Raw genomic sequence first — 25,649 nt, 5'->3', positions numbered from 1 at the left:
ACGATTGATGATGATGGAGCTGTCTGCCTACCGCGATATTTTTATCGAAGAGTTGAACGATCAGCTGGAACGGATGGACCAGTCGCTGCTGGCCCTGGAGCAATCGCCGTCCCCGGAGCTGATCCAGACCATTTTCCGTGCAGCACATACCATTAAAGGGTCTTCCTCCACCATGGGCTTCAAGGAAATGAGTGACTTGACCCACGAAGTGGAATATATCCTGGAGTGGGTACGGGAAAAGAAACCGGAGATCACCTCCATGCTGATTGACACCTTGTTCCGTGCGCTGGATGCGATGAAGCTGCTGCGGACAGAGTACATCAGCGGCAGTAAATATACCAACTGCAGCAGCGTGGTGTCCGAAATCAAGGCACTGCTCGGCAAACCTGCCGAACCGGAGCGGAACACGCTCCCGGCTCTGAACGCAGCCGAGACGCTTCAGGCGGAGGCGGCTGTGGGCGCAGGAGAGCAGCTGATCGCTGTAAGCATCACGCTGAAAGAAGACTGTCTGATGAAGGCCGCGAGGCATTTTATCCTGCTGCAGCGGCTGGAGGCTGTGTGCGGAACGGTCATTTCCGTCTTTCTTTTTCCGGCCGTAACTCCCGGTACAGATGAAGATGAACGTTACGGCCAATTTACCGTAGTGGCTGCCACAACGAAGGAACTGCAGGCGATTCAGGACCAGCTTGGTGACGATTCTGATATTCAGCGTCTGCACATAGCCCCATACAAGATTAAGCTGTCCAAAGAAGCGGAAAGGATGATGGATGTTCCCGAGGCGTCTGCCCAGCAGGCAAACCCGAAGGCCGAGGAACGGGGGAAAGGCACCCATCCGACGGTGAGGGTTAACGTGGAGCGGCTGGATCATCTGATGAATCTGGTCGGCGAGCTGCTGATTGAGCAGACCTCCCTGGCCGATCTGAGCGCTGCCGGCCAGCGTTCAGATCCGGCCAGAGTCCTTCCGGACATTAGCAGCGTATCGGATCACATGGGCAGTATTATCAAAGAGCTCCAGGAAGGTGTAATGAAGACACGAATGCTGCCTATTGATCAGCTGTTCAGCCGTTTTCCCCGGCTTGTCCGGGATCTGGCCCAGAAGCTGGACAAGGACATTGAGCTTCTGATCCAGGGCGGTGAAACCGAACTGGACCGGATGATCATCGAAGAGCTGAGTGATCCCCTGATCCATTTGATCCGCAACAGCGCGGACCACGGGATTGAGAGCCCCGGGGTCCGCGTCTCTGGAGGGAAGCCGGCTAAGGGAAGGATAACCCTGACTTCTTTTCATGAAGAGAATCATGTGGTCATCCGTCTGGAAGACGATGGGCAAGGCATCGACGCCGGGAGAATCAAAGCTTCGGCACTCGGTAAAGGAATCATTACCGAAGAGCAGGCCGGGTACTTGACCGCTCAGGAGGCGGTCCACCTGATTTTTGAGCCCGGATTTTCGACAGCTTCAGAGGTCAGCGAGGTCTCCGGCCGGGGGGTCGGCATGGATATTGTGCGCAGTCAGATCGGACGGCTGAATGGTATTATCGATATTGAGACAGAGCCCGGCAGAGGGACCGTCTTCACAATCCGGCTCCCGCTTACGCTGGCTATCATTAAGGGCCTGCTAGTGAAGGTTTCCGGCCGGGTACTGATTCTTCCGATGTACAATGTCGCCGAAATTGTGCGCATCGCCCCGGAAGAGATTCAGGTTGTTCAGGGAGAGCAGGCGATAATCAACCACGGGCGGATTGTGCCGCTCTCCTGGCTGAGGGACAAGCTGCATTATCCCCGGGCGGACCGGGGCACCAAGACCATTCCGCTGGTCATCGTCAGATCTGTCGATAAGATCGCCGCTTTTGCCGTGGATGAGATTATCGGGAACCAGGAGGTTGTCATTAAGTCTCTTGGAGCTTATCTGGGAACCCTGAACCATCTCTCGGGAGCGACTATTCTTGGGAATGGCCGGGTTGCACTCATCCTGGATGCCGCTTACCTGGTAAGCCATTAATTCAATAGGGGAATTCTACTTTTTTATAGATGATATTCAAACTCTTTACTTGTACCAAGTCAGAAAATGAGACCTTACACTTCATGCAATTTATCCCATTGGTCAACCATAGGAGGACACTCTCAAAGAGAGTGTCCTCCTAAAATATACGCCGATGTCAGTGCTAAGGTGAAAAAGCAGACTTCGGTGTATCACCGCGCGTTGTTTGCTGCAAATCACTGTTACATACGTCATATAGTTCTAAAAGTGTTACTCATTAGGTATTGTAAAAAAGTCCTCTATTGAAGTGATATCATCATTAGTCCCCAGTTCAGTAACCTTGCCTTCCGAATTGACTAGTCCGTACCTTGCAATCCCGCCCATAATAGCCATGTTATAATATACGTACTCACCTGTAATTTTAGGCCGTATTCCCTCTTCCAATAAAATACCAACATTACCTTTAAAAGCTAACCCTTCTTTGTTATTTATAAGCTGAATAGAATCATTCGAGGTACCAATCTTTGCCTGCCAAGTTTTGTAATCGATGTTTTTTTTGATTTGATGATATTCGATTACATCACCGTATAAATAGAAGTATTGATTAGATTCACCTTTTGGAAAATAAAAAACGTCATTGTTATTTACCTTACGATCAGCAGAAGGAGAGGCCAGTACATCAATTTTTGGTGTCTCCGAAACTGCAGCTTTTCTTCTGACTGACAAGTCGTTCGACTCCAGATCTTGAATGGTTTGATTTGTTGGTTTGGCAATATACACAGTCTGTTTTTGTTGTTCCCAAACGACAACAGCTCCAGATGCTTCACTGATAACCCGAAGCGGAACAAGGACTCTGCTGTTAATAATAGAAACAGGAACCTGAATTTCTTTGCGCTCATTACCAATCATGACATATTTGCTATTTAATTTGAATGTTGATGTCTTAAGCGTTATCTGATTGACTACAGTAACAGTCTTTGATGCATTGTTCCAGGATATTGTTGTATTGGGAAGTACGCCTATAGTTTTTACAGGCACTAATGTAACCCCATTTTTAAGTATTGGGATGATCTCTGTTTTCATAGCTTTACTATTAACGATAATTGAAGGAGTGTTCACAGCAAATACATCAGTCAAAGGTATTAAACTTAAGAGTGCAGCAAGAGTTCCTGATAGGATTTGTCTTTTTTTCATTTAATGGACCTCCTAATTTTTAAATGTATCATTTTATTAGACGCTTTATTAGACGCTTATTTATGGTAAAAAGTTTCATTAAATAACAATACCTGCACATTTCTGTGCAGGTATTGTTATTATACATACTCAGTTTGCATTTAATGACGCACTCAGTGGGACATAAGAGCTTAGATTAAAACTAGATGCGGAACCGCTGGGCAAAGGAGTATAAGGAACATTGCTATTCCAATCGATCCAGGTACCATCGGTCTTCTGGAGTTTAAGCAAGGTGAAGCTTCCTTGGCTATAGCTGGAAGCTCCTTGATCATCTAGACCAAAAACCATTTTGGCAGTACTGGCACTTCCCAGTACGTCATTACCATGTGAGTCAAGAATAGAAATGGAATTCCATATCTTTACACCATTAATCCAGACAGAAATAGTATGATTCGGTCGGTCATGCAATAACTGAATAGGAACGGTAGCGCCTGGGGTAATACCCGTGATATCATCTTGACTTGTGCCGATTATTGGTTCCCCGCCAGCAGAAGTAATCTTAATGGGAGTGCGGAATTTGGTACCTGTATACGAAATGCCAGCTTCTACGATCGCGTTACCAAGTCCAAAATACCAATCGACATAGCCTCCTGAAACATTCAAGGTTGTTGGAATCTTAATACTGCCTTTTATGCCAATAAAGCTAGGGTTTGTAGCAAATACACGAAGTGTTGTCTCGGGTCTGGGTGTTGACATATGAATCCCTCCATAATATGAAATGAGGATTAAGGACAAAGCAACGATAGTGTGTCCTCACTTTCGTTACCACTAATCATCCTCTCGCTATTAAGGAAATTTTAGTAGCAATAATACAACTTACTACTTACTGGCACTTTACAGGATTCAACTCAAAAACATGGGTACAAGCATTGGGAAAATCCATTTCACTAACGGAGGTATAAAGCGATAGGGAATGTTGAGAAGTAGACACAAAGAGCAAACCCTCTAACTCTATTGAAATTGAGGTAGAGGTGACTCCCCGTTTCTTGACTTTTTTAATAGAATTATTCCAAGGGAAGTATTACAATTAATCCATTATTGGCCTCATGGGCCAATGAAAACAGCAAATGATTATAAGGGAGACGAGCTATGAAAGAGCACTTGGCAAAAAAAGGACATCCGGTTTTATTTTCACTCATGCTGGGCATCGTACTGACTCTGCTGGTATCGGTAGCTTCAGCGGCAGCGAGCATCATGGAGCTTGACGACACGGGAATCCGGTTCGCCCAGGCTTGCGCCTTTTTCCTCATGGCCGTGATAGTTACGGTGTATATGAGCAGGAGCAGCAGGCCGCGTGGCAGCTACGGATTCAAAAGGTTCGAAGGGGCCAAGGAAAAGCGGGCGCTTTATTACATTCCATTGCTGGTCATCGCGCTGCTTCAGCCGGCCATGGCCGGGATTAACACCAAGCTTTCCTGGGTAGAGGTAGGGAGTATTCTTCTGCTGACCGTCTGTGTCGGTTTTACAGAAGAAACGATTTTCCGGGGGATCATCCGGGAGAAGCTTCGTTTCAAGGGACCTGTGTTTTATATTGTTTTTTCTTCAGTGTTTTTTGGCATCCTGCATATGGCCAATGCGCTGAACGGAACCGATCTTATACATATTGTTCTTCAGGTGATCAATGCGCTGCTGCTGGGCTGTATTCTAGCGCTGTTAATTGAAACAACGGACAACATTATTCCTTTGATTGCATTCCATTTTATTTATGATGCGCTCGCTATGGTTTGCAATGAAAATTTGGACCAAGAGATTCTGGTAGTTTCTCTATTGAATATCCTCTATCTGCTGTATGGAATCTATCTAATTGCCGTACTGTTGCGGAGAAATAAGGCTCAGAGCTTGTCTATGTAAAAATAAAGCGGTCAGCAAGCGGGAGTATTCCTGCGGGCTGGCCGTTTTTTATAGGCCGACGGTCGGTCTCTTCAATCGGTGGTGACTTATGGTCTAGCCAAGACTTGTCACTTTGTTTGCTTTCCGCCATAAAAGCTGGAAATGAAAACGCAACCAAAACGGAATAAACTTCAGCAATTCTTAGGCTTGGGAAGATCAGGCAAGGAAATGGCGAATTATCAGGGAATAGGAGGGAATATAAAGGCTTTTGAAGTTTTAAATTTTATCCTCTATGCGTTAGAATGTAGACATCACCACAGGAACCACTTAAGCAAACAGCAGGGGTTACCCGGGTGACTGTCTCATTCCTAAATTTAGCAATTGAATGTAGGAAAGGAGAGAATCCAATGTACTGAGTTAGCGAAGCATGCCGGAATCGGCTGCGGGTAGAAGGGTGGACGTGACAACATTCTTCGGCAGACCGTGGGGATGCGGGTAACCAGGGCAGCAAATCTTTAGTAAAGGAAAAAGCTATTCATTCAAGCAAGAGCAATCTTGCGGAAGAAAGAGCGTGATTCCGTTGAAAAAGGTTAGCGAAGCGTACGAATACGATATTCACAGCAGGAAAAACGCCGGTGAAAACGTTTTTCGTGGAATCGTGTACGCGGGAATTCACCCCCATATGCAGGACATGGATTAATACTCCGGACAGGAGAGTACGGGCAAAACGGTAAGTTGAATATGAGAACAATCACCATGTCAGGGATATGGCTTGTTACTTGGAGGAAATGATAGAATTGGATACAGGAGTTAGCACATAATCCCCGTTGCCTTAATACATAAGGTTAACGGGGATTTTTGCGTACATAGAGGAGACAGTAACCAAAGGAAGCAGCGTTTAACAAGACATCTACAGCCAGTTTGGATTCACAAACAGTGGCGCAATGTGTTCGCTGAAGACATCCGCAGGCGGGTTGTTCTTACCGCGTTTGTTATCCTGAGTCAGCACAACGACCGTCTGAGGCTCTGGCAATACATATATAAATTGTCCGGCATATCCCCTGGCGTAATAAAATGGAATGGCGGCTGGAGGCTTTCCGTCACTTGCAGCAAGAAGATAGGAATCTGTCCACCAATGCCAGCCATACCCTCCGCGGCGGGGAGCTTCCGCATGCATTGCCGTTGTCACTGAACGTGCAAGCCTTTCCCGCGAAACCAGCTGCGCCCCTTCCCAGCGCCCTTGCTGCAAATAAAGCTGTCCAAATTTCAACAGATCTGCCGGCCGCAGCTTAAGTCCGAACCCGCCTGTATGAATGCCTTGAGGATCAGCTTCCCATTGATATTCTTCAATTCCAAGCGGTCCAAACAGATATTGCTCGGCAAACCGTGCCGTGGTCATCCCCGAGGCTTGAACCAGAATGGCTGATAACAGCTGCGATAACCCGGAGTTGTACTCCATGCGTATCCCCGGAGCATCCGCGAGCGGTTGTTCCAGCACATACTCCACCCAATCGGGGGAGCGGGTCATCTTGGGGAAGGAATTCAGCCCGCCGAATTCGCTCCAGCGAAAACCGGCAGACAGGGTCAACAGATGTTCCAAGGTCATCTCCTGTTTGCGTGTGTCCGGGTCCCGGCGGAGCTGCGGGAAAAATTCGGCAACACTGGACGAAGGGGCCGGCAGCAGCCCTTGATCCATTGCCATGCAGATCAGCGAGGAGAGCACGCTTTTGGTACAGGAGTTGATTTTGGCAATCTCGGAGGCGGTGCGGTCATCCCGATAATGCTCAAACGTAAGCTCGCCGCGGGTACTGATTAGGCAGCTTCTGAGATTCAGCGGGGCAATCGCTTGTTGTAACGTCATCTGATTCATCCGGCTCATCCTTTCATAAGACGTATCATACCATTGGTTCATATAATACCCCAATAGGCTTGCGGACAATCCGCATCATAGTAAAAACTGCCCGGAGCAAATCCGGGCAGCTTTGTATGAGTACAAAGGGCTATACCCATCCGGAGTTCGCCGAATTGTCCGGCGCATTTAGCGTAGTTTCCGGATACAAAATCCGGAAATCTGTTGCACGAAATACAGCAGAATGCGATTCAGCGCAGAACAATAAGTATTCTATTGCACAAAGTGCATCCATGGAAAAATTCACTATTATTAATGGGAAGACTCGTGATCTCAAGTTCATTCTATATGGTATAGTGGGACTGCCATTTTGCAAAGTTTAAGTGTAGAATGGTCTGTAGATGAATGCCGCAGGAGGAACAGGGATGTCAAAAGAGTATTCGCGCACGTATATAGAGAGTGTAAAGCTGGAGCTGCTGAACAGGCTTGGCCTGAAGCAGGTCTATTACAAGGGACAGGCAGGCGATGATTTGCTCTATGAAGCTACGGGCTTTGACAGAAAGACCCAGCATAAATTCTGCGTCAGAACCAAAACCGGGACCATCGATGAATTTGTGGCCGGGAAATGGATGAAGGTCCGCAGCTTTGAGATCAAGAGCAAACATCAATAGGACTTGAGCATCTGGAAAAACAAAGCCGCCTAACCCGCGATTTAGTGGGATAGGCGGCTTATTTATGCTGCAGGCTACATGGAAAAATCGTTGCCGAGGTACACATTCGGCGCAGTCAGATACAGCTCCCGGACCACTACGTTCTGCGGCTGCTGCAGTGCGTAGACTACGGCTCTGGCGATATCATCGCCACTCAAAAAGGTCTGCCCCATCGCCCCGCGAATCCGTGCAATCAGCTCTTCCGGCAGATGGTCCCCCTGCTTGTATTCGACCTCCATCCCCAGCTTGCGGGCAAGCTGAACGACCGCCTCCGGTTCAAGGTTTCGTCCAAAGTTGGTGGCTACAGCGCCGGGTAGAACCGTTGTTATCTGAATCGGTTCTTGGGCCAGCTCCCGTGTCAAGGCCTGTCCGATCGCATTCACCATATGTTTGGTGGCGCTGTAGAAATCCCGTCCCGGTTCGTAGGCGTTGCCTGAGGAAATATTAATAATATGGCCTGGGGCGCCGCCTTCATTCAGCCGCATGGCCTGGACAGCTGCCTGCGAGCCGGCCAGGAGCGCCACGATGTTGACATCGATCATTTCCCGCCAGTCCTCCACCTTCGTATCGACAATATTCCCGTGGATATGCAGACCGGCATTGTTGACCATAATATCCAGATGACCGGTCTGCGTCTGGGCCTGGCGGATGAAATCCTGCAGCCTGCCGGTATCCCGGAGATCAAATGCGCTGCAGGTTGCTTGTCCGCCTGCCTGTCCGATTTGTGATTTCACCTCTTCAAGCTGTTCCCGGCTTCTTCCAGTGATGAATACATGTACACCTTGCGCTGCGAGCTGGGTGGCGATGGCGCGTCCAATGCCGCTGGATGCCCCGGTAATGACAGCTGTTTTATGATTTAACATGCTGTTTCCTCCTTCGTATAATGAACAATGTGTTGATTTATGAACCATGCGTTTATTATAATCAGGGTAAAATACACTTACAATAATCACTATTTTGAATAGTGTTCATTAAGGTTAAAGTGGAAGAAATGGAGGAGCTTTATGGAAAAAGCTGCTGATCTGCGGGTGATCCGCACTAAGAAACTGATCGATGAAGCTTTTCTGTCACTTGTTGACGAGAAAGGGCTGGAAGGTGTGAATGTCAGAAGTCTGACCTCCAAGGCAGGGATTAACCGCGGCACCTTCTATCTGCATTATCAGGATATTTATGATCTGATGGAGAAAATGGAGGATCAGATTATAGAAGAGATGGATGCTCTGCCGGCACAGAGCATACCTGAACAGCTGCTCGGCAGCGGGAGTGTTGAAGAGCCTTTTCCCTCGATTGTGGAATTTATCCGCTTTATGAACGAGCGGCACCGGTTTTTTGCTATTTTTTTCGCCCAGGAAGGGACCTCATTTGGAAAAAGACTGCGAACACTGATTCAAAGCCGCATGTATGAGAAGCTGCCCCGGCAGGCCATGAACCCGGACGCCTTGGCGGTCCCGGACGATTATATTGTCGCTTATTTCAGTTCAGCTCATTTTGGGGTCATCCGGCACTGGTTTGAATCGGGGAGAACACTCCCCCCGGAGCAAGTGGCGCTGATCTTAACCCGCCTTGTCCGCGACGGCCCGCTGCTGACCGCGCTGAACCGCCGGCCTGAATAGCCAATTAAGTCTTTGCGGGATAAAAATTGAAGAATAATCGGCACTATTTCCCAGAGTGTCTGATAACAGACAGTTTGCAGAATATTGTGTTTTGTCATTTGGGGGACATGGCAGTACACTGATTCCACGACGTCGTGCTACTTTTTTGTTTAGAGGATGAGTGGAGATGAGTACAAGCAACAAACCAACCCCAATACAAAAAGGCCCGCTGCTGTTTGTCATGATTCTCGGCGCGTTTATCGCTGTGCTGAATCAGACCCTTATGAGTGTGGCTACACCTGAGCTGATGGGAGATTTTCAGATATCGGCGGCTACAGCCCAGTGGCTGACCACCGGGTATATGCTGGTTAACGGGGTCTTTATTCCTGTGACCGCTTATTTTATGCAGCGCTTCACGACCCGTGAGCTGTTCCTGTCGGCAATGCTAATTTTCCTGGGCGGTTCAGTTCTCGCCGGTGCGGCCCCAAATTTCGGAATGCTGCTGGCAGGACGTCTGATCCAGGCTGCCGGGGCAGGAATTATTATGCCGCTGTTGATGAATGTTGTTCTGGCAATATACCCTGTAGAGAAGCGTGGGGGAGCGATGGGAATGATCGGCTTTGCCATCATCTTCGCTCCGGCAATCGGGCCAACCTATGCAGGCTATATACTGGATCATTATTCCTGGCGGTCACTCTTCTATGTCATCATTCCTTTTGCCGCATTAGTGGTGGTTCTGGCCTGGTTTTATTTAAAAAACGTGACAGAACGGACCCATCCCAAACTGGATGTCTGGGGCCTCATTTTGTCAACCCTGGGCTTCGGGACATTGCTGTACGGCTTCAGCCGGGCGGGAAGCATTGGCTGGTCAAGCGCTGAAGTGGTTTCAACCCTTGCTTCAGGTGTGGTTCTGCTCATTCTGTTCACTTGGCGGCAGCTGACCGGCAGTAATCCGCTTCTGGAGTTAAAAGCCTTCAAATACAACATGTTCACGCTGACCACCTTAATTAATATCGCGGTAACCGTGGTCATGTACGCAGATATGATGCTGCTTCCCCTGTACCTGCAGAATATGAGAGGCTACTCCGCGCTCGATTCGGGGCTGCTGATGCTTCCGGGTGCACTGCTGATGGGCGTGATGATGCCGCTCGCCGGTAGAATGTTCGACCGCTTTGGGGCCAAGTGGCTGTCCATAATCGGCATTCTGATAACGATTCTGACCACATTTGGTTTCATCCGCCTTACAGATTCTACGAGTTACAAATATCTTCTGCTGATGTCCACCGGAAGACGGCTCGGAATGGCTCTCTTTCTGATGCCGGTTACAACCGCAGGACTGAATCAGCTCCCGGAAGCTATGAATGCGCATGGGACGGCAATCGCCAACACTGTGAAGCAGGTAGCGGGTGCAATTGGAACGTCACTTCTGGTCACGGTTTTAACGAATCGTACCCAGTTACATCTGGCAGATATAACAGCTGCCGGAGTCTCAGGCGATCCACGGCATTTGCTGCTGGAAGCCTCCATTTCCGGAATGAACGATGCTTATCTGGCTGTTATTATTTTCGGAGGAATCGGGCTGGTTCTTTCATTCTTTATTAAGAAGACGGGGAACGTGGAGACAGGTGATCAGGAACTGGCGCCTGTCCGGTAACAACATATCATCTCTCTAGTTTTTCCACAAAAAGGCAACTCCGCGAACCTCGCTGAGTTGCCTTTTTTTACATTTGAATGTTGGGATTCCCGCAATAACCAAGCAGCTTCCATGCAAAGGTCCCGCTTGGCAGCATTTAGGATATCAGCTTCTCGGAGTGTACTCAGGAAGAATTATCTAATCCGTTGTTTGTTGCAGCTTAAGAATTTCGTAAGATTCCGGTAATAAAAAAGAAAATTCCGCTGTTTACAATAAGAACTAGAAAAAAACGAAGAAGCTAAAGGGGATAACGGAATGACCACTATATTGCGGACATGGGAGTTAACCAAGGAGTATCAAGGCAAAGAGGTTGTTAGCGGTGTGAACATGAACATTAAGCAAGGCGAAATTTACGGGTTCCTGGGACCAAACGGAGCGGGCAAAACTACGGTATTGAAAATGATCACCAATCTGGTAAAGCCGACAGAGGGGTATATCGAATTTTTTGGAGCGAGCATGACAGACCATTCCTATGAAATGCTGAAGCGTATGGGCAGCATTATTGAATATCCGGTGTTCTACGACAAACTGACGGCGAGAGAAAACCTCCAGCTGCACGGGGAGTATATGGGGTACTACGATGCGAAGGCCATGGAAGAAGCGCTGGAGCTGGTCAAGCTGAGGGGTGTGGACAAAAAGCCGGTCAAGCAGTTCTCCCTGGGGATGAAGCAGCGGCTGGGCATTGCCCGGGCGGTAATGACTAAACCGGAGCTGCTCATTCTGGATGAGCCGATCAACGGACTGGACCCCATGGGTATCAAGGAGCTGCGTGAAGTGTTCCGCATGCTGAGCCGGGAATATGGAATGACGCTGCTGATCTCCAGCCACATTCTGGGGGAGATGGAACAGGTTGCCGATACCATCGGCATGATCCGTGACGGAATTTTGCTGGAGGAAGTGGCGATGGATAGGATCCGGAGCAAGAACACGCAATACATCGAACTGATTACCGGAGAGAGCAGCAAAGCGGTGTATGTGCTGGAGCACAAGCTGGGCCTCACCAACTTCAAGGTGCTGGGTTCCCGGAAGATCCGCATTTACGATGCCGTACAGCAGCTTGAGCTGAATAAAGCACTGATAGAAGCGGGCGTGGAGCTGGAAAGCTTGAGTAAAAAGAATCATTCGCTGGAAGATTATTTTGTGGAACTGATGGGGGGAAGGGCATCTTAAGCTGATACAATGGGAAATCCGTAAGAACAAGCTGGCAGGGATGCTAAGAGGTGCAGCCCTTGCCAATCTTGCAATGTTTGCCTTCATGATTCTGGTCATTTTCATTTTTTTAATTAGCGGGCAGGGAATCATCAGCGTGAAGCGTCAAACAAAGGAGACAAGATAAGAGATTATAACTATTAATCGTTGTTAGGGGAAGGTGAACGGTTTGGAATCTAAAATACTCAAAAACACCGTACAGTCGCTCTGGATGGCCTGGGAAAAGGTGTTTGCACTGGGTTCACATTTTCGTGGAGCGGGGACTTCACACTTTGGAATTTGCAGCGTAATGCTCAAAAAACACAGAGGCCAGGCAATCGTATGCCAGGATGCTACCGTCATTCATGACGGGGAATGGGTAGGAGAGCTGCACCTTGATAATGGCAGCATCCTGAAGCTGATTCAGTCGGAAGGTTCAGACCGGGCTGCACTGCGCACGGCAAGAATGCTGCGTCAATCGATGCGCCAGATTAATGAAGCCTTCGAATCGCAGTCAGAATTTAAGCAGGTCAAGGCGCTGCTGGGGATCACGCTGCTGCACCGGGGGATCACGCATGGGCTAGGTTTTGAGCAGCAGGCCATGCAGCCGGGATTTTTCAGACGGATGACGACGATTTATCTCCGCCTGCTGCTGTCTGCACTGCACCCGGAAGGGAAGCACAGAGTCAGTCAACATACCGAAAAGCTGGTTCCGATGCTGCTGATTCATTCACGCGCCTCACTGAAAAACCGTTTTTCTCCCGGGCAGAAGCTGTCAGGAGAAAAAATATCGATTTGAAGGAGAAGCTATGCTATTACATTTGACTATTGGAATCATCAGCATCTTTATTCTATATATGGTAGTTCCCAGTCTGATTACGCGGCTGGCCGGGTATGGCGTCATGCGCCGGGGGACGTCACCCAAGGAGGTGGCTTTCACCTTTGATGACGGGCCGCATCCGGAGTATACCCCCAGATTGCTGGATCTTCTGGCACTGCATAATGTCAAAGCCACCTTTTTCGTCCTTGGTTCGCAAGCGGAACGATATCCCGAGCTGATTAAGCGAATGGACCGGGAAGGCCATCAGATTGGCATCCATAATTATATTCATACCTCCAACTGGCTTATGCTTCCCGGCACCATCCGGAACGGACATCTGGAGCGGACTGCAGATATTGTGGAGTCAATTGTCGGAACCCGTCCTGATTATTACCGTCCGCCCTGGGGGTTGATCAATATGTTCGATTTCTTTCGCCTGAAGCAGTACCGGATCGTGCTGTGGTCGCTGATGGCACATGACTGGAGCCGGGAGAAATGTCAGACTTCCCTGCGTTCAACCCTGTTAAACCGTATTAGGGACGGGTCTATCATTGTGCTGCATGACAGCGGGGATACGCTGGGGGCCGACGGAAATGCCCCTCATTATATGCTGCTGGCTTTGGAGGAAGTACTGAACCAGTTGAAAACCAGAAACCTGAAATGTGTCCGGCTGGACGAAATGGCTTAACCTGAGACAAGTGCTCCGTTTGGATTAACACTGTCAGTCGCTGCTGTAAATCTTACATAATTTTTGCATGAAAGCGACTGCACTGCCATATAGTCCGAATTTGTATAATCAAAAAATGATAGACACAAATTTGTGAAATTCATCACGTTGTTATTATTAAAATTTTAATATATACTATGAATATACCAAAAAACAGGGGGAATTGTTGTGAAGCTAGTAAAAGGACTTATTGTTGCAGGTGTGGCGGCAGCGTTGCTGTCGGGTTGTGGAAATAATAATGATAAAGCCAAAGAGGCGGCAAGCGCATCTCCGGCTGCAAGTGCAGCGGCTGAAACTACAGATGCACAAAGCACAGCGTCCATCGTAAACCAAGCGGATGCTTTCACCAAAGCAGTAAGTGCAGAAGGCAACTGGATCGTAGCTATTCTGAATGACCTGACCGTGGACACCGATGTGGTTGTTGCCGGTGAATTCCATGACAAAGGCAAAGCAGAAAATGCAATTTACCGCAAACTGGCTCTGTATGCTCAAGACGCTGACCACAAGATCACTGCCAGCTATACACTGACTGCTCCTAAGGTGACTGTTCAGAGTGAAAACTTCAAAGTGCAGGGCGGAACAATCAAAGGTGACGTTTATGTAGAAGCCAAAGGATTTACACTTGACAAAACAGCAACAATCGACGGCAACCTGTACTTTAAAAGCGATGATCTGAAAACAAGTGCAGTCCTCGAAGGTAAAGTAACCGGCGAAACAGCCGTTAAATAATTCAGCTTCAAATAAACAGCTATCATTTCATCTTCATTAAAAAAAAGCCTGTAGACCGTACCCGATCAGGGTTCGAAACCTACAGGCTTTTTTTTGCATAATTGTAGATAGTGGAGGCCGTTCCTTAAGTAGATTCTTCCCTGCACACGCGGCAGTCCACTGTTGTAAGAAAAGCATCTGAAGAAACTGGGTGAGCAACCAAGGTGGAAAAAGGGAACTTATTTCTCCCCAAAATCAATAAATGTGCGAAAGAAGTGGAAAAAGTAAACTTAATTAGTCCATATTCCCTCTTCAGGAGCGAAATGAGCCGAATTAGTTAACCTTTTTCCACTTCACTACTCGGAGAACAGGGTACTCGGATAAATTAGTGTGCCTTTTTCCACTTGGAATTGCCTAAGGGTTCATTAAAGGATTCTCCAGTCCAGATGAAGCAGGAATTGACGTTCCTGTTGGTTAAAGAAATCGAGTTAGGATTGGGTACGTTAAGAGCCGGATACCCAGGGGGCTAACTAAGCTGCGACATATATTCATAAGCCGTAATTCCGAACATGCTTTTGAAATGCCGGTTGAGATGGGTCAGATTGGCAAAGCCGTAATCCGCCACAGCTGCATAAATATCCCTTGAACGTTCAATGGCCTGTTTGGCACGCTCCACCTTGCAGTTCAGAAAAAATTGATAGGGTGAGATGCCGGCATGGCTTTTGAACTCACGGATAAACTGATATTTGGACAGGCCGAATTCTTGACACAGGTCATCCAGCTTCAGCACTTGATCTATGTGGGAGTTCATCATTTCTTTCGCTTTATGCACAAAAGCATTGTTCTTCCTCCTCGGTGCGGCGATCTCCGTCTTCGACACAAGGCCTCCCAGCTTGAACAACAGCTCACTGGACCAAGCATCATCTGCACCGCTACGGATCGATTGGTCCAGGCTTAGGATGCAGGAAGCCAAATCTGCATCGTAGACAATAGGGGAGGTGAAGCGCAATTCTTGGCCCCCGAGGATTTCAGAGAACAAATCCGGTTTGATGTACAGCATTACATAATCAATGCCCTCCCTGTCATAGGAGCTGCCGTCATGATACTGTTCACGGTTGAACAGCATGACGCCATTTTTATGAGAAGCCTGCAAGCTGCCTTCCAGGTTATACTGCTGAATCCCGCGCAGGGTTACTCCGACGGCATACTCCTCATGGCAATGCTTTTTGTAAGTGAAATCGGTAAAGCTTGCTGACAGGGACAGGATATCTGCCGATTTGGCATAGTTGAATTTCTCCACGGAACTCACCTCCAAGGCTTTATAGAATCCCTGACACCATCACTGCGGAATACACGAGAAACAGTGCCATCAGGGTATTGAACAACCGGTGATGCTGCTGCAGCAAATTTTTGAAGACAGCGCCGCAAACCACCCAGGTTACAAACGCCAGAAATCCGATGACCGTAATCATCAGCACAAACAGAAACGAAGCCGAAGCCGAACTATAATAAGGCAGGACATAGCTGGGAATAACGGTTAAGGTGAACAGCAGCACCTTCGGGTTGATTAGCTGCATAAGCAGGCCTGAGGCAAAATTGGCGGTCTGCACCGGTGCGGCTTCTGCACGCCCCATCCGATAGATTTGATAGGCCAGGTAGAGCATATAAAGACTGCCAACAATCTGCATGATGACCAGTATATTTGGAATAATGCCGGCAAGCACATGATTAAGCAAGGCAGAAGCGGCAAGCAGCAGACCAAAGGCGATCGTTGCTCCCCAGACGTATTCCATGGTTTTTTTGGCACCGTGATGCTGCACAGATGATAAAATAACTATATTGGTAGGCCCGGGTGTGAATGTGACCACAATACAGTAAATAATGAAGGATGCGATGTTCATAATGACCTCCTATACAAGTAGTCACATGAATATACACCCTGTTGCGAAATGGCTATAGTATATTATTGCAGCGTCCAATAAAAGAAGCACCCGTCAAATCTGTGCACGAACTGTCGGAACCGGGTCCTGAAAGGCTGTTATTCTAGGTTCGAGGGGAGGATTCAAAAGCATGAACGTTCTTGAGAACATGAATGATGCATTATCCTACATTGAAGATCATCTCACAGATGAGATTGATTTTAAAGAGGTTGCCAGACGGGCATTATGCTCCGAATATCATTTCAAGCGGATGTTTTCATTCCTTGCCGGGGTGCCGCTCTCGGAGTATATCCGCCGCAGACGACTTACGATTGCCGCATTTGAGCTGCAAAAAAGCCAGCTGCGGATCATCGACGTGGCGATGCAGGTCGGTTACAGTTCACCGGATGCGTTCACAAAGGCGTTCCAGCTTTTTCACGGAGTGACTCCATCTGAAGCGCGGGCGGGTAGTCCCTCTCTGAAGTCCTTCCCCCGGATGACCTTTCAGTTGACTATAAGAGGAGGCAGTGAAATGAATTACCGTATCGAGGAAAAAGAGGCGTTTCGTATTGTCGGGCTGAAGAAAAGGGTTCCCATTCAATTCAGCGGTGTGAACCCGGAGATTGCCGCCATGGCGCAAAGCCTGAACCTGCAGATGATCACCGAACTGAAGCTGCTGTCGAATACCGATCCGGCGGGGATCATCAGCGCATCGGTCAATTTCTCCGAGGACCGCATGGAAGAAAAAGGGGAGCTGGATCATTACATCGGGGTTGTTACAACACTGGAAGGTCCGGAGCCTTTTGCGCAGCTTGAGGTTGCTGCTTCTACATGGGCTGTATTTGAAGCCGTGGGGCCGTTTCCGGATACTCTCCAGAATATTTGGGGCAGAATTTATTCCGAATGGTTTCCTTCTTCCAACTACGAGTTAGTGGAGGGGCCGGAAATGTTATGGAATGAGAGCCAGGATACCACCTCGCCTACGTACAGAAGTGAAATATGGATACCTGTTCAAGTGTCGAATTAATTCCGTTCAGTAGAACGGACAACCGAGAATCCTGCAGGGTTAGCCTTGAAAGGTTCAACGCAGGCGGCTGTATTTTTTAACTAAAAACGTTCTCTGATCCCAGCAGCCAAGTTCAATATGGTATGGTTACTATGTATTTATCAACAGCAAGAGTGAGGTGTTATGGTTATTGGTTCAAGCCCGGGAAGTATTGAGCAACCAGTTGCTCGCGAATGCAAATGACCCCAGCTGGTATGTGACTTTCACAGAATCCGTGCAGGGCTTAAGCGAAGAAGAGGCTGCATGGAAGGCGGACGAAGACAGCAACAGTATTGCCGAGCTGGTCCAGCATCTGCTGTACTGGAATCAGACCTGGCAGACCCGGTACCGGGAAGCCAGTATTCAAGCGGTACCCTCTGTGGAGAGCAACAGCCATACATTTGAGCTACCTCAGGGGATCCCGTTCGAGCAGCTCCATACAAGATTGCTGGAGGTGCTTTTGGCTTGGCAGAGCCTGTTAACCGAAGCGCAGCTGGCAGAAGACGTACAGGAATTCCCCGGCAGCCAGTGGTGGGAAATCGTCGGGAATGTGACTACCCATAATGCCTATCATATCGGGCAGATCGTCTTCATCCGCAAGCTGCAGAAGAGCTGGAAGCGGAATCGTTAATAGATATTCTATAAAACCGTAAAATCAGTACTTCTTACAATCGGGCGGACCTCATTGAAATCATCCTCACAGGAAATGTGGTGGTGGTTATCAGTGATGGTCCGCCTTTTTTGCGTTTGTCCATGCTGTAGGGGAGATGTAACTAAGTCATAATTTTTGATAGAAGTAGAATCGTGAGAGTGCAGATTCAAATGAAGCAACCCAGGAAAATATTGCTTACGGGCGGCTAGTTGATTATACTTCCAATATAAGAAATTAAAATTTGAAATAGCGGAGAGGGGTTTGACGAAGTGAAGAAGAAGATGACAGCTGCGTTAACTGTTTTTGCTGTACTTGGGGGCATGGGGACTGGGGTATATGCCGGTTCCAATCTGCAGGAGATCAAGGCTTTCCTGAATCCTGGTATCAAATTCAAAATGGACGGACAACCCGTTCAGCTTAAGAACAGCAGCGGCGCAGTTGTCGCTCCGATTACTTATAATAATACAACGTACTTACCGGTTAGAGCTGTATCCGATGTGTTAGGGGTTACCGTTAATTTTGATGCGGCTGCCAACACAATCTTGTTGGGTGAGCAAACGAAGGGAGTATCCATTGCTGCCGGATTCGATTCCTCCTATCACACCAAAGATCCGGATAAAACAGTCTACAAAGACAAGGACTATAAAGATGTCCATTTCGATAACGGCAGTGGAACACGAGGAAGTTCTTTTATGCTCTACCCTAATAAGAAATATCAGAAACTTTATCTCCAGGTTGCAGCTATCGGCGACGATATTGAAGATTTCTCCATTATAGACAGTGATACCGACACTGTGCTTAAGAAACAGAACATTACAGCTCAGGAAGGACTTGTAACGATAGAAGCGAACATTGCAGGAGTAAGCAAACTTTATGTAACAGGAGAAGTGAAAGACGGCTCATCCGTGTTCATTCCCTTGACTACTTCATACTACCAATAATAACCTACTATAATAAAGTGTACCCGTTAGATTCACATTGGATAAACCGCTGGTTCTCCGATTGAATGCTGAGGGGTACTTTTTTTATGGCGGGCTTCGGAATCCGATTTGCAATACAGCGTATTTTTTGGAAAAATAAGATCTTATTAAGCTTCACACGGTTCATGCGGCAAATCAGGAGGGAAGCATAACGATGAAGCTGGGCCATCTTTTTTTTCATATTCACTACTGTAACTTCAGATCAAGGAAGGATACAAGGCCCATTTCAAGCCGGCTCAGCCGGACGTTGGATCATCATGAGCTTATATTCGCCAGCGCTGGGAAGGGCAGTATTACCATTGAGAACAAAAGGTACCTGTTAAAACCGGGGATGCTGTTCTATCTCACACCCGGTCTGCCCCACGTGATAGAGATAGATAAACGGGAGCCGGGCAATTTTCAAACCGTTCATTTCAGTTATTCTTACGTTGGCTTTGCGGAAGGGGAGTGGTTCGTCAGAGCGGAAGCGGAGAATCTCCCCTTGCAGGCGGCACAGGAACTGAAGGATTATTACCGGGTGGAGGAGCAGTTTCAGAAGGTAATTGACAGCTGGAGTGCCAAACTGCCGGGATATGAATTCGTGACCAAAACAGCCTTTCAGCAGGTTCTGATCGCCATCTACCATAACACCAGGAAGCACAATCAGAATTACGCCACCTCTTTAAAAGTTGAAAAATTGATTCAGTATATGCGTGAGAATATCCACCGCAAAATAACCTTGACTGAATTATCCGGGCAGGTTCAGCTGTCCTCCACTTATCTATCCAGGGTATTCAAAGAAATTACAGGGACCCCGATCATCGAGTTTCTTCAATCAATTGAAAATGGACGCCGCTAAAGAAATGCTTCTGGAAGGCGAACTGAAAATCAAAGAGGTGGCCGGAGCGCTAGGATTTGCGGATGAGTTCTATTTCAGCAGGATTTTTTAAAAAAACAGAGGAGATCAGCCCTTCACAATTTCACAGCAAAAATGTCCATGGAGTCTAAGATTATACATGGTTTGAAGACCTTCCTGCTGCTAGGATAAGGATATAATCGTGAAGCAGAAGGAAGGCCGCATGTCATGCCGGGTTGGAAAAGAAATTTGCTAGTCTGCTGGTTCGGAATTTTTGTCACAGGCGCGGGAATGAGCCAGATCGCACCGGTATTGCCGCTCTATATTACAAGGCTTGGTGTGGAAGACGCTGCTTCCATTGCCCAGATCTCCGGGATCGCTTTTGGAATCACTTATGTGATATCCGCGCTGTTCTCACCCGTATTGGGCCTCGCAGCAGATAAGTTCGGCCGGAAACCGATGCTTCTGCGGGCAAGCCTGGGGATGGCGTTAATCGTGGGGAGTATGGGATTTGCCCACAATGTCTATGTGCTGATCGGGCTGCGCTTGTCATAGCCGGGTTAATCTTCATCCCGCAAGCCTTTGTGCAGAATCCCTGGCAGCTGATGGGACTCCGTTTTGCGCTGGGCCTTGCAGCTGGGGGGCTTATTCCTTCCGTGAACATTTTGGTCAAAAAAATTACGCCTTCTTCTATCACCGGCAGAGTGTTTATCAGGGGACGTACACACTTACCAAGCATCAATGGGGAGCATTTTTCGGGACCGATCTCGACCTTCAGCTCCGCCGGCGCGGGATTCGCACGATCGTTCTTTGTGGTATATCTACCTCCATCGGGGTGGATACCACCGCAAGAGAAGCTTATCAGCTGGGGTATGACCAGGTTTTTGCAGAAGATGCCATGGGGGCTTCCAGCCGGGAGGAGCATGAGTTTGTCTGCAAAACGATCTTTTCCCGCATTGGACGGATTCGTACGAGCGCAGAAGCAGCTGCTTTATTAAAATAACACGCTGCGTCCCGGCGTCCGGGACCAGGCTTATACGGTCCCTCGGCCGACGAGGAAGCTTGACAAACAAAGTCAAATGAGAACGTTCGGTAAAATATTTATTTACTGATCGTTCTCATTATGTTAAGATCATTTCGAAAGCAGTAGATTATTTTTTTGATAATAATAGAATGATCGTTCTCATAAAGGCCTCAATCGGTCCAAGAGAACGAATCGGAAAAGGAGAAAAGGGCAATGGGTAAATTGGACGGGAAAGTAGCTTTTATTACTGGAGGGAACAGCGGCATCGGGCTGGCCACTGCAAAATTATTTGTGGAAGAAGGAGCCAAGGTAGTGATTACCGGCCGGAACCAGTCCACTCTAAATGCGGCAGCAGAGGAGCTTGGTGCAGCGAACGCAATGGGGATTCAAGCAGAAACTACTGATCCTGTAAGTCTGGAACAGGCGGTTGCGGCTGCGGTAGAGAGATTCGGTGCGCTTGATATAGTATTTGCGAATGCCGGTATTTCAGGCTACACTCCTGTTGGGGGAACAGAGCTCCCGCTTTTCGAGAAGGTGCTGAGAACGAATGTTACGGGGGTCTTTTTCACTATTCAGGCAGCAGTTCCCCACCTGAAGGAGGGAGCTTCCGTGATCTTGAACAGCTCTGTCCTGGCGAATGGGGGCAGTCCGGGCACATCAGCCTACGCAGCCAGCAAAGGAGCGGTCAGCAGTATGGCAAAAGTAATGGTGTCAGAGCTGGCACCGCGCGGAATTCGTGTGAATACGATTTCTCCCGGTGCCACACGGACGCCAATCTGGGGAGACTCTGAAGGTTTGGCCGCCAAAGAAGCGGCACTCACACGTTCAGTTCCGCTGAAGCGCTTAGGTGAACCGGAAGAAATTGCTGAGGTAGCCGTATTTCTGGCATCAGACGCAGCTTCCTATGTCAACGGAGTGGATATTGGTGTGGATGGCGGTTCAGGTTCTTCTCCATTTGGGGCGCCGATCTACCAGTAAAGTACAGCCAGTGAGTTTTGAATCCGCATGAGCTGCAAATATACTAATCGTTCAAGCCGGGGATGCCTTCTTACAGGGCATCTCTTTTTGCACTTTCATGTGTTAAAATAACCCTGGACGGTCAAGATCCATATCAGGCTGCATGATTGAGCATCCCGGTCTTGTCCAACATCTGACGGCCCGGGATAATCTGAAGCTTCACCGGCTGATGCGTGGCATCCCAAATAAGAAAATTAAACATGAACAATGGAATGTTATAATCAGGTAAATCACTGTACAGGAGGCGAAAGGTGAATGAGGACCGGGTTACCCAGGGTATTATCGCTGCTGGCCATATGCTGGGTTGCAGCGTCTTGTGGCTCAGGCGGGACACCTGAATCTGTATCTGTTGCGTTGCCCCGCAAGCTGACTTCTGAGCAGGCGGGCAAGTTGATTGCTGCTAATATGAATGAAACCGTTTCCCGTGTGAGTTCGGCTTATTTGATCGACATCACACCCCCGGATATCTGGAAGCAAACCGGACATCAGCTTTTTAAAAATACAGAAGAGGCTTCAAGCCGGGATACCTATGCCGTGTCTGACGGGAAGGCAGTGCAGATCGGTATTGGATTCGGCGGGTATGGTGTAACCAGCGCTGTTCCTTACGACGTGAACAAGGACGGGACAACGGATATCGTCTATGCGTATTCCTTTGGCTCAGGTATTCATCGCTCGGTTATTGCGTGGCTGGACTTGCAGAATTTCACAGGGCATATCGTCTCGAATAAACCCGAGGCTATGGAATTCCGGCAGGAAGATCTTATCCTGAAAATCGAAAATAAGCACATAGCTGTTTATCGCATTAAAGGCATGGATAATAACAACAGCTTCGGTGTATTGCGTAAATACCCCACTTCTAAAGATATTGAGAAAATGACTCTAGTAAAAGAAGGGGAACTGGTATGGGAAAATAGTGAATTCTTTAATATTCCCATAAGTGAATGAGAGAATAACAAATGCGGATTAGGGGGATAACCTTGTTTCATCCTGTGAGTCTTTGGGTACCGTTGTTGATATTGCTGCCCAATCTGCTGTTTTTTAGATTTGAACCTCAGAACATGCCGGACAAGACGACAAGGAATCGCTTTTTTACGGGGGCTGAATTCATCGGGCGAATGGGAGTGATTATGGTTCCGCTTTTTTATACCCTGCATTTGCAGAACGGTTTTGAGGTCCTTGCACTGACCGTTATGCTGTTTTCGCTGGGCATTTACTATTACGGTTGGGTCAGATATTTCAGGAATGGAAGACCGTATAGGCTGTTGTTCACGCCGCTCATGGGAATTCCCGTGCCTCTGGCGTTAAGCCCTGTTCTCTATTTTCTGTCTGCTTCAGTACTTCTGCACTCCGGCTATTTACTTCTCTTCAGCTTTATTCTTGGAGCGGGGCATATTCCCGCCAGTCTAAGTGACTATCAGCGAAATGCGTAAAACAGGTCGGGAGGAAAAGAGATGCAGAAAGGTTTATCTTTGAAAATACACTGGATGGCAGCTGTTGTATTGATAGCTTTTGCAGGTATGTTTATCACCGGCGGTACAAGCGAAGGCAGCGGCTCAACGATCAAACCAGGCACTGTGTATACACGCAACTCGGCTGGAGAGCAGGTGATTGCCTATGATGCGGGTCATTCGTATGCGCTGGACAAAGAGGGCCGGGTCATTATTTCATACAACAACGGCAAATCCAAGGTAAAAGCTCCACTGGCTTTGAATTCAGGTTATGCCGAGGAGTCGGGTATGACCGCAGATGGAGCAGGTTTCTTTATTTCCACAGATAAAACAGCCATTGTGTATGGAGGCTCCGGGGCAATTCCGGTTCAGGTGCTCATCACCAACGATCAGGGGAAGACCTGGAATACCTACCCAGTGACCAGGGAGATCACAGGTACTACCAAAAATGTCGGGTTCATTACCCAAAATGACGGTTGGATGGTACTTAACAGCTTTAAGGGGATGGGCAGTGAAGACCATTATATCTACAAAACGAGGGATGGAGGAAAGACGTGGAGCGAAGTGAAGGGAAACGCCAATGAAGTGTATGCAAGAGTATTAACCGGAGCAGGATTCGCAAATGACAAGATCGGTTTTATGGGGTTCAGATATGAGACGGACTTCCAGCCGGCCATTTGTTGGACGCAGGACGGAGGTAAAAGCTGGACCAAGCTCCATATCAAACTGCCAGCCGGCTTTGAAGATTATGGCTTGACGCCGCTGTCTCCGGTATTCAAGGGGGCAAAGGGAAAGTTCCCCATACAACTCAGCAAGGATGGCGCAAGTAACGTTGTGGGTACTATTTATTTGACCAGCAATGATTATGGGAAAACATGGAGGTATGATAAAAAATAAGTGTCATCCCGGACTAATCTCATTCCGCTCAAACAATCTCCACACCTGCTCCGCCATATATTGAGGGGGGTGAGGCATATTGTTCCGGATCCAATACTCCACGATTCCAACAAAGGCAGAGGCCATGAACTGGGCATTTAGCTCATGATTAATGAGAGTGTCGGCCTTTTGGCTGTCGAGTTCTTCTTTGATGTTCGCGGAGACGAACTCCAGCAGACGTTCCCGGAAAACCTCTGTCCGCTGATTCTGAAGCATGGCAGAGAAAAACAGAAAATTCGTTTCCAGGAATTCGAAAACCGGCTTCAGCTCACTGGCTAGCGTTGTAATACCCTCGCGGGATTTATTGTGGCTGCAAAAAGTGAGGAGCTGCTTCAAATGCTCTTCAATGCATTGATCCAGCAGATCGTACTTATCGGTGTAATGCAGATAGACGGTCCCCCGGTTCACATTGGCCCGCTCGGAGATATCATGGATGGTGATCTGACTGAATTTCTTTTCGGAAAAGAGCTCCAGAAAGGCCTTGCTGATGGCTTCCCGGGTTCTTGCTACCCGTCTGTCTAATTTCATTTCGGTGTTCATGCTCCCTTGCCCCCTCAGTTACTGAACAGTTTCATGCCAGTTGTTGTGTATGCCACATTAGCCGCCGGATTAGCGATTGTATTGCCTCCCGGCCTCTTTATAATGATAATCAACGAACGTCAAAGAATCAACAACTGTTGAGTACAGGCGTAGTTATCATTATATATTGAGGAGTGGAGCGCAGTGAATAACGTCGATGCCAAAGTAGTGATTATTACAGGTGCGTCCAGTGGAATCGGAGAAGCTGCTGCCAGATTATTGGCCCAAAAAGGAGCCAAAGTAGTATTGGCTGCCCGAAGAGCAGAAAAGCTGCAGGCGATTGTGCAGGAGATTACGGAAGAAGGCGGCGTAGCCGCAGCTTTTCAGGCGGATGTGGCTTCTTCGGTGGAGGTACAGAAGCTGGCCCAGTATGCGCTGGCCCGGTATGGCCGGATCGATGTGCTGGTTAACAATGCTGGAGTCATGCCGGTATCCCGGCTTAGTGAATTAAGAATAGCCGAATGGGAGCAAATGATTGACGTGAACATAAAAGGCGTCCTGTATGGAATTGCTGCCGTTCTGCCAACCATGAGGGAGCAGCAGGGAGGGCATATTATCAACATCGCTTCGGTGGCCGGACATGAGGTCAGTCCGGCATCGTCTGTCTACAGTGCTACTAAGTTCGCTGTCAGAGCTATATCGGAAGGGCTGCGCCAGGAGGAATCTCCGACTTCGCGTATCCGCAGCACTATCATTTCTCCGGGGATTACGGAGTCGGAGCTGGTAAATACGGTGAAAAGCCCTGAAGTACAAGCAATGGCCGGCCATTTCAGCGCGCTGAGCATTTCGTCCTCCCGGATCGCTGATGCGATTCTCTACGCCGTTAATCAGCCGGAGGATACCGGAGTCAATGAAATAGTGATTAGACCGACGGTTCAGCCGTAAA

27 protein-coding genes and 1 pseudogene are annotated in these 25,649 nt (G+C 48.2%); 21 read left to right on the top strand and 7 right to left on the bottom strand.

Annotated features, from left to right (window positions below):
* The first annotated feature begins 7 nt into the window (after positions 1-7).
* On the top strand, positions 8-1,999 hold the full coding sequence (locus tag PGRAT_RS19025; protein ID WP_238326734.1) for a chemotaxis protein CheA: 1,992 nt from the start codon (positions 8-10) through the stop codon (positions 1,997-1,999).
* Positions 2,000-2,248: 249 nt separating this feature from the next.
* Here PGRAT_RS19025 and PGRAT_RS19020 read toward each other — a convergent pair whose 3' ends face one another.
* Together PGRAT_RS19020 and PGRAT_RS19015 are read right to left on the bottom strand one after the other, a co-directional pair.
* Positions 2,249-3,172, bottom strand: coding sequence for a copper amine oxidase N-terminal domain-containing protein (locus tag PGRAT_RS19020; protein WP_025703559.1), 924 nt, complete (start codon positions 3,170-3,172; stop codon positions 2,249-2,251).
* A gap of 129 nt (positions 3,173-3,301) precedes the next feature.
* Positions 3,302-3,907 (bottom strand): hypothetical protein, encoded by a 606-nt coding sequence (locus tag PGRAT_RS19015; RefSeq protein ID WP_025703558.1) that lies wholly within the window; start codon positions 3,905-3,907, stop codon positions 3,302-3,304.
* A 393-nt stretch (positions 3,908-4,300) separates the two neighbouring features.
* Here PGRAT_RS19015 and PGRAT_RS19010 point away from each other — a divergent pair, with 393 nt between their 5' ends.
* Positions 4,301-5,062: a CPBP family intramembrane glutamic endopeptidase gene (locus PGRAT_RS19010; RefSeq protein ID WP_025703557.1), complete on the top strand. Its 762-nt coding sequence runs from the start codon at positions 4,301-4,303 to the stop codon at positions 5,060-5,062.
* Positions 5,063-5,951: 889 nt separating this feature from the next.
* On the opposite strand, the gene PGRAT_RS19005 is transcribed toward PGRAT_RS19010, so the two are convergent.
* A complete protein-coding gene (locus PGRAT_RS19005) occupies positions 5,952-6,911 on the bottom strand; it encodes a serine hydrolase domain-containing protein (RefSeq protein WP_025703556.1) in 960 nt (319 codons plus the stop codon).
* 404 nt (positions 6,912-7,315) lie between these two features.
* Here PGRAT_RS19005 and PGRAT_RS19000 point away from each other — a divergent pair, with 404 nt between their 5' ends.
* Positions 7,316-7,561: a hypothetical protein gene (locus PGRAT_RS19000; RefSeq protein ID WP_025703555.1), complete on the top strand. Its 246-nt coding sequence runs from the start codon at positions 7,316-7,318 to the stop codon at positions 7,559-7,561.
* 74 nt (positions 7,562-7,635) lie between these two features.
* Here PGRAT_RS19000 and PGRAT_RS18995 read toward each other — a convergent pair whose 3' ends face one another.
* The gene (locus tag PGRAT_RS18995) at positions 7,636-8,463 is read right to left on the bottom strand and encodes an SDR family oxidoreductase (protein WP_025703554.1); all 828 of its coding nucleotides are present in this window, start codon (positions 8,461-8,463) and stop codon (positions 7,636-7,638) included.
* A 141-nt stretch (positions 8,464-8,604) separates the two neighbouring features.
* Between PGRAT_RS18995 and PGRAT_RS18990 the strand changes: the two genes are divergently transcribed.
* From PGRAT_RS18990 to PGRAT_RS18965, 6 genes are all read left to right on the top strand, one after another.
* Positions 8,605-9,213, top strand: coding sequence for a TetR/AcrR family transcriptional regulator (locus PGRAT_RS18990; protein WP_025703553.1), 609 nt, complete (start codon positions 8,605-8,607; stop codon positions 9,211-9,213).
* Positions 9,214-9,379: 166 nt separating this feature from the next.
* Complete coding sequence (locus tag PGRAT_RS18985; RefSeq protein ID WP_025703552.1) at positions 9,380-10,846, top strand: DHA2 family efflux MFS transporter permease subunit; 1,467 nt, start codon at positions 9,380-9,382, stop codon at positions 10,844-10,846.
* A 294-nt stretch (positions 10,847-11,140) separates the two neighbouring features.
* Complete coding sequence (locus PGRAT_RS18980; protein ID WP_042267028.1) at positions 11,141-12,055, top strand: ABC transporter ATP-binding protein; 915 nt, start codon at positions 11,141-11,143, stop codon at positions 12,053-12,055.
* Between the two features lie 199 nt (positions 12,056-12,254).
* Positions 12,255-12,872 (top strand): YkoP family protein, encoded by a 618-nt coding sequence (locus tag PGRAT_RS18975; RefSeq protein ID WP_411830779.1) that lies wholly within the window; start codon positions 12,255-12,257, stop codon positions 12,870-12,872.
* Between the two features lie 10 nt (positions 12,873-12,882).
* A complete protein-coding gene (locus tag PGRAT_RS18970) occupies positions 12,883-13,581 on the top strand; it encodes a polysaccharide deacetylase family protein (protein ID WP_025704143.1) in 699 nt (232 codons plus the stop codon).
* 207 nt (positions 13,582-13,788) lie between these two features.
* Entirely contained in the window at positions 13,789-14,349 is a 561-nt protein-coding gene (locus PGRAT_RS18965; RefSeq protein ID WP_025704142.1) for a polymer-forming cytoskeletal protein, read from the top strand.
* A gap of 505 nt (positions 14,350-14,854) precedes the next feature.
* Here PGRAT_RS18965 and PGRAT_RS18960 read toward each other — a convergent pair.
* Positions 14,855-15,628 (bottom strand): AraC family transcriptional regulator, encoded by a 774-nt coding sequence (locus PGRAT_RS18960; protein WP_025704141.1) that lies wholly within the window; start codon positions 15,626-15,628, stop codon positions 14,855-14,857.
* A 19-nt stretch (positions 15,629-15,647) separates the two neighbouring features.
* Positions 15,648-16,229 carry a LysE family translocator gene (locus PGRAT_RS18955; protein WP_025704140.1) on the bottom strand — a complete coding sequence of 194 codons (582 nt, stop codon included), beginning with the start codon at positions 16,227-16,229 and terminating at the stop codon, positions 15,648-15,650.
* Positions 16,230-16,398: 169 nt separating this feature from the next.
* On the opposite strand from PGRAT_RS18955, the gene PGRAT_RS18950 reads away from it, so the two are divergent.
* The 11 genes and pseudogenes from PGRAT_RS18950 (at position 16,399) to PGRAT_RS18905 (ending at position 24,145) form a co-directional block, all read left to right on the top strand.
* Positions 16,399-17,274 (top strand): AraC family transcriptional regulator, encoded by an 876-nt coding sequence (locus PGRAT_RS18950; RefSeq protein ID WP_025704139.1) that lies wholly within the window; start codon positions 16,399-16,401, stop codon positions 17,272-17,274.
* 169 nt (positions 17,275-17,443) lie between these two features.
* Positions 17,444-17,923, top strand: a complete 480-nt coding sequence (locus tag PGRAT_RS18945) for a DinB family protein (protein WP_025704138.1) — start codon at positions 17,444-17,446, stop codon at positions 17,921-17,923.
* 290 nt (positions 17,924-18,213) lie between these two features.
* A complete protein-coding gene (locus PGRAT_RS18940; protein WP_025704137.1) occupies positions 18,214-18,885 on the top strand; it encodes a stalk domain-containing protein in 672 nt (223 codons plus the stop codon).
* Positions 18,886-19,078: 193 nt separating this feature from the next.
* Positions 19,079-19,762 (top strand): AraC family ligand binding domain-containing protein, encoded by a 684-nt coding sequence (locus tag PGRAT_RS31235; protein ID WP_238326753.1) that lies wholly within the window; start codon positions 19,079-19,081, stop codon positions 19,760-19,762.
* Positions 19,749-19,853, top strand: a complete 105-nt coding sequence (locus PGRAT_RS34945) for a helix-turn-helix transcriptional regulator (protein ID WP_420329491.1) — start codon at positions 19,749-19,751, stop codon at positions 19,851-19,853. The genes PGRAT_RS31235 and PGRAT_RS34945 overlap by 14 nt, the downstream gene beginning before the upstream one ends.
* 134 nt (positions 19,854-19,987) lie before the next feature.
* Positions 19,988-20,314: an MFS transporter gene (locus PGRAT_RS34090; protein ID WP_025704136.1), complete on the top strand. Its 327-nt coding sequence runs from the start codon at positions 19,988-19,990 to the stop codon at positions 20,312-20,314.
* Between the two features lie 121 nt (positions 20,315-20,435).
* Positions 20,436-20,762: pseudogene (locus tag PGRAT_RS34085) on the top strand (isochorismatase family protein); the annotation flags it as partial.
* 234 nt (positions 20,763-20,996) lie between these two features.
* The gene (locus PGRAT_RS18920; protein WP_025704135.1) at positions 20,997-21,761 is read left to right on the top strand and encodes an SDR family NAD(P)-dependent oxidoreductase; all 765 of its coding nucleotides are present in this window, start codon (positions 20,997-20,999) and stop codon (positions 21,759-21,761) included.
* Between the two features lie 429 nt (positions 21,762-22,190).
* Positions 22,191-22,745 (top strand): hypothetical protein, encoded by a 555-nt coding sequence (locus PGRAT_RS18915; protein ID WP_155990319.1) that lies wholly within the window; start codon positions 22,191-22,193, stop codon positions 22,743-22,745.
* Between the two features lie 32 nt (positions 22,746-22,777).
* Positions 22,778-23,230, top strand: a complete 453-nt coding sequence (locus tag PGRAT_RS18910; RefSeq protein ID WP_025704133.1) for a hypothetical protein — start codon at positions 22,778-22,780, stop codon at positions 23,228-23,230.
* Between the two features lie 21 nt (positions 23,231-23,251).
* On the top strand, positions 23,252-24,145 hold the full coding sequence (locus PGRAT_RS18905) for a WD40/YVTN/BNR-like repeat-containing protein (RefSeq protein WP_025704132.1): 894 nt from the start codon (positions 23,252-23,254) through the stop codon (positions 24,143-24,145).
* Positions 24,146-24,148: 3 nt separating this feature from the next.
* Here the strand turns inward: PGRAT_RS18905 and PGRAT_RS18900 are convergent, their stop codons facing one another.
* The gene (locus PGRAT_RS18900) at positions 24,149-24,724 is read right to left on the bottom strand and encodes a TetR/AcrR family transcriptional regulator (protein WP_081758623.1); all 576 of its coding nucleotides are present in this window, start codon (positions 24,722-24,724) and stop codon (positions 24,149-24,151) included.
* Positions 24,725-24,907: 183 nt separating this feature from the next.
* On the opposite strand from PGRAT_RS18900, the gene PGRAT_RS18895 reads away from it, so the two are divergent.
* Positions 24,908-25,648 (top strand): SDR family oxidoreductase, encoded by a 741-nt coding sequence (locus PGRAT_RS18895; RefSeq protein WP_025704130.1) that lies wholly within the window; start codon positions 24,908-24,910, stop codon positions 25,646-25,648.
* Position 25,649: the final 1 nt, after the last annotated feature.

The sequence above is a fragment of the Paenibacillus graminis genome (assembly GCF_000758705.1).
GTDB lineage: Bacteria > Bacillota > Bacilli > Paenibacillales > Paenibacillaceae > Paenibacillus_AQ > Paenibacillus_AQ graminis.
The sequence above is the reverse complement of the archived record's forward strand: the minus strand, read 5'-3'. Positions and strand labels throughout refer to the sequence as shown.

What these genes read in the sequence shown, in the direction of transcription:
- PGRAT_RS19025 (WP_238326734.1), top strand. Translation starts at nt 8, where the DNA reads ATGATGATGGAGCTGTCTGCCTACCGCGATATTTTTATCGAAGAGTTG.
- PGRAT_RS19020 (WP_025703559.1), bottom strand. Translation starts at nt 3,172, where the DNA reads ATGAAAAAAAGACAAATCCTATCAGGAACTCTTGCTGCACTCTTAAGT.
- PGRAT_RS19015 (WP_025703558.1), bottom strand. Translation starts at nt 3,907, where the DNA reads ATGTCAACACCCAGACCCGAGACAACACTTCGTGTATTTGCTACAAAC.
- PGRAT_RS19010 (WP_025703557.1), top strand. Translation starts at nt 4,301, where the DNA reads ATGAAAGAGCACTTGGCAAAAAAAGGACATCCGGTTTTATTTTCACTC.
- PGRAT_RS19005 (WP_025703556.1), bottom strand. Translation starts at nt 6,911, where the DNA reads ATGAATCAGATGACGTTACAACAAGCGATTGCCCCGCTGAATCTCAGA.
- PGRAT_RS19000 (WP_025703555.1), top strand. Translation starts at nt 7,316, where the DNA reads ATGTCAAAAGAGTATTCGCGCACGTATATAGAGAGTGTAAAGCTGGAG.
- PGRAT_RS18995 (WP_025703554.1), bottom strand. Translation starts at nt 8,463, where the DNA reads ATGTTAAATCATAAAACAGCTGTCATTACCGGGGCATCCAGCGGCATT.
- PGRAT_RS18990 (WP_025703553.1), top strand. Translation starts at nt 8,605, where the DNA reads ATGGAAAAAGCTGCTGATCTGCGGGTGATCCGCACTAAGAAACTGATC.
- PGRAT_RS18985 (WP_025703552.1), top strand. Translation starts at nt 9,380, where the DNA reads ATGAGTACAAGCAACAAACCAACCCCAATACAAAAAGGCCCGCTGCTG.
- PGRAT_RS18980 (WP_042267028.1), top strand. Translation starts at nt 11,141, where the DNA reads ATGACCACTATATTGCGGACATGGGAGTTAACCAAGGAGTATCAAGGC.
- PGRAT_RS18970 (WP_025704143.1), top strand. Translation starts at nt 12,883, where the DNA reads ATGCTATTACATTTGACTATTGGAATCATCAGCATCTTTATTCTATAT.
- PGRAT_RS18955 (WP_025704140.1), bottom strand. Translation starts at nt 16,229, where the DNA reads ATGAACATCGCATCCTTCATTATTTACTGTATTGTGGTCACATTCACA.
- PGRAT_RS18950 (WP_025704139.1), top strand. Translation starts at nt 16,399, where the DNA reads ATGAACGTTCTTGAGAACATGAATGATGCATTATCCTACATTGAAGAT.
- PGRAT_RS31235 (WP_238326753.1), top strand. Translation starts at nt 19,079, where the DNA reads ATGAAGCTGGGCCATCTTTTTTTTCATATTCACTACTGTAACTTCAGA.
- PGRAT_RS34945 (WP_420329491.1), top strand. Translation starts at nt 19,749, where the DNA reads ATGGACGCCGCTAAAGAAATGCTTCTGGAAGGCGAACTGAAAATCAAA.
- PGRAT_RS34090 (WP_025704136.1), top strand. Translation starts at nt 19,988, where the DNA reads ATGCCGGGTTGGAAAAGAAATTTGCTAGTCTGCTGGTTCGGAATTTTT.
- PGRAT_RS18920 (WP_025704135.1), top strand. Translation starts at nt 20,997, where the DNA reads ATGGGTAAATTGGACGGGAAAGTAGCTTTTATTACTGGAGGGAACAGC.
- PGRAT_RS18905 (WP_025704132.1), top strand. Translation starts at nt 23,252, where the DNA reads ATGCAGAAAGGTTTATCTTTGAAAATACACTGGATGGCAGCTGTTGTA.
- PGRAT_RS18900 (WP_081758623.1), bottom strand. Translation starts at nt 24,724, where the DNA reads ATGAACACCGAAATGAAATTAGACAGACGGGTAGCAAGAACCCGGGAA.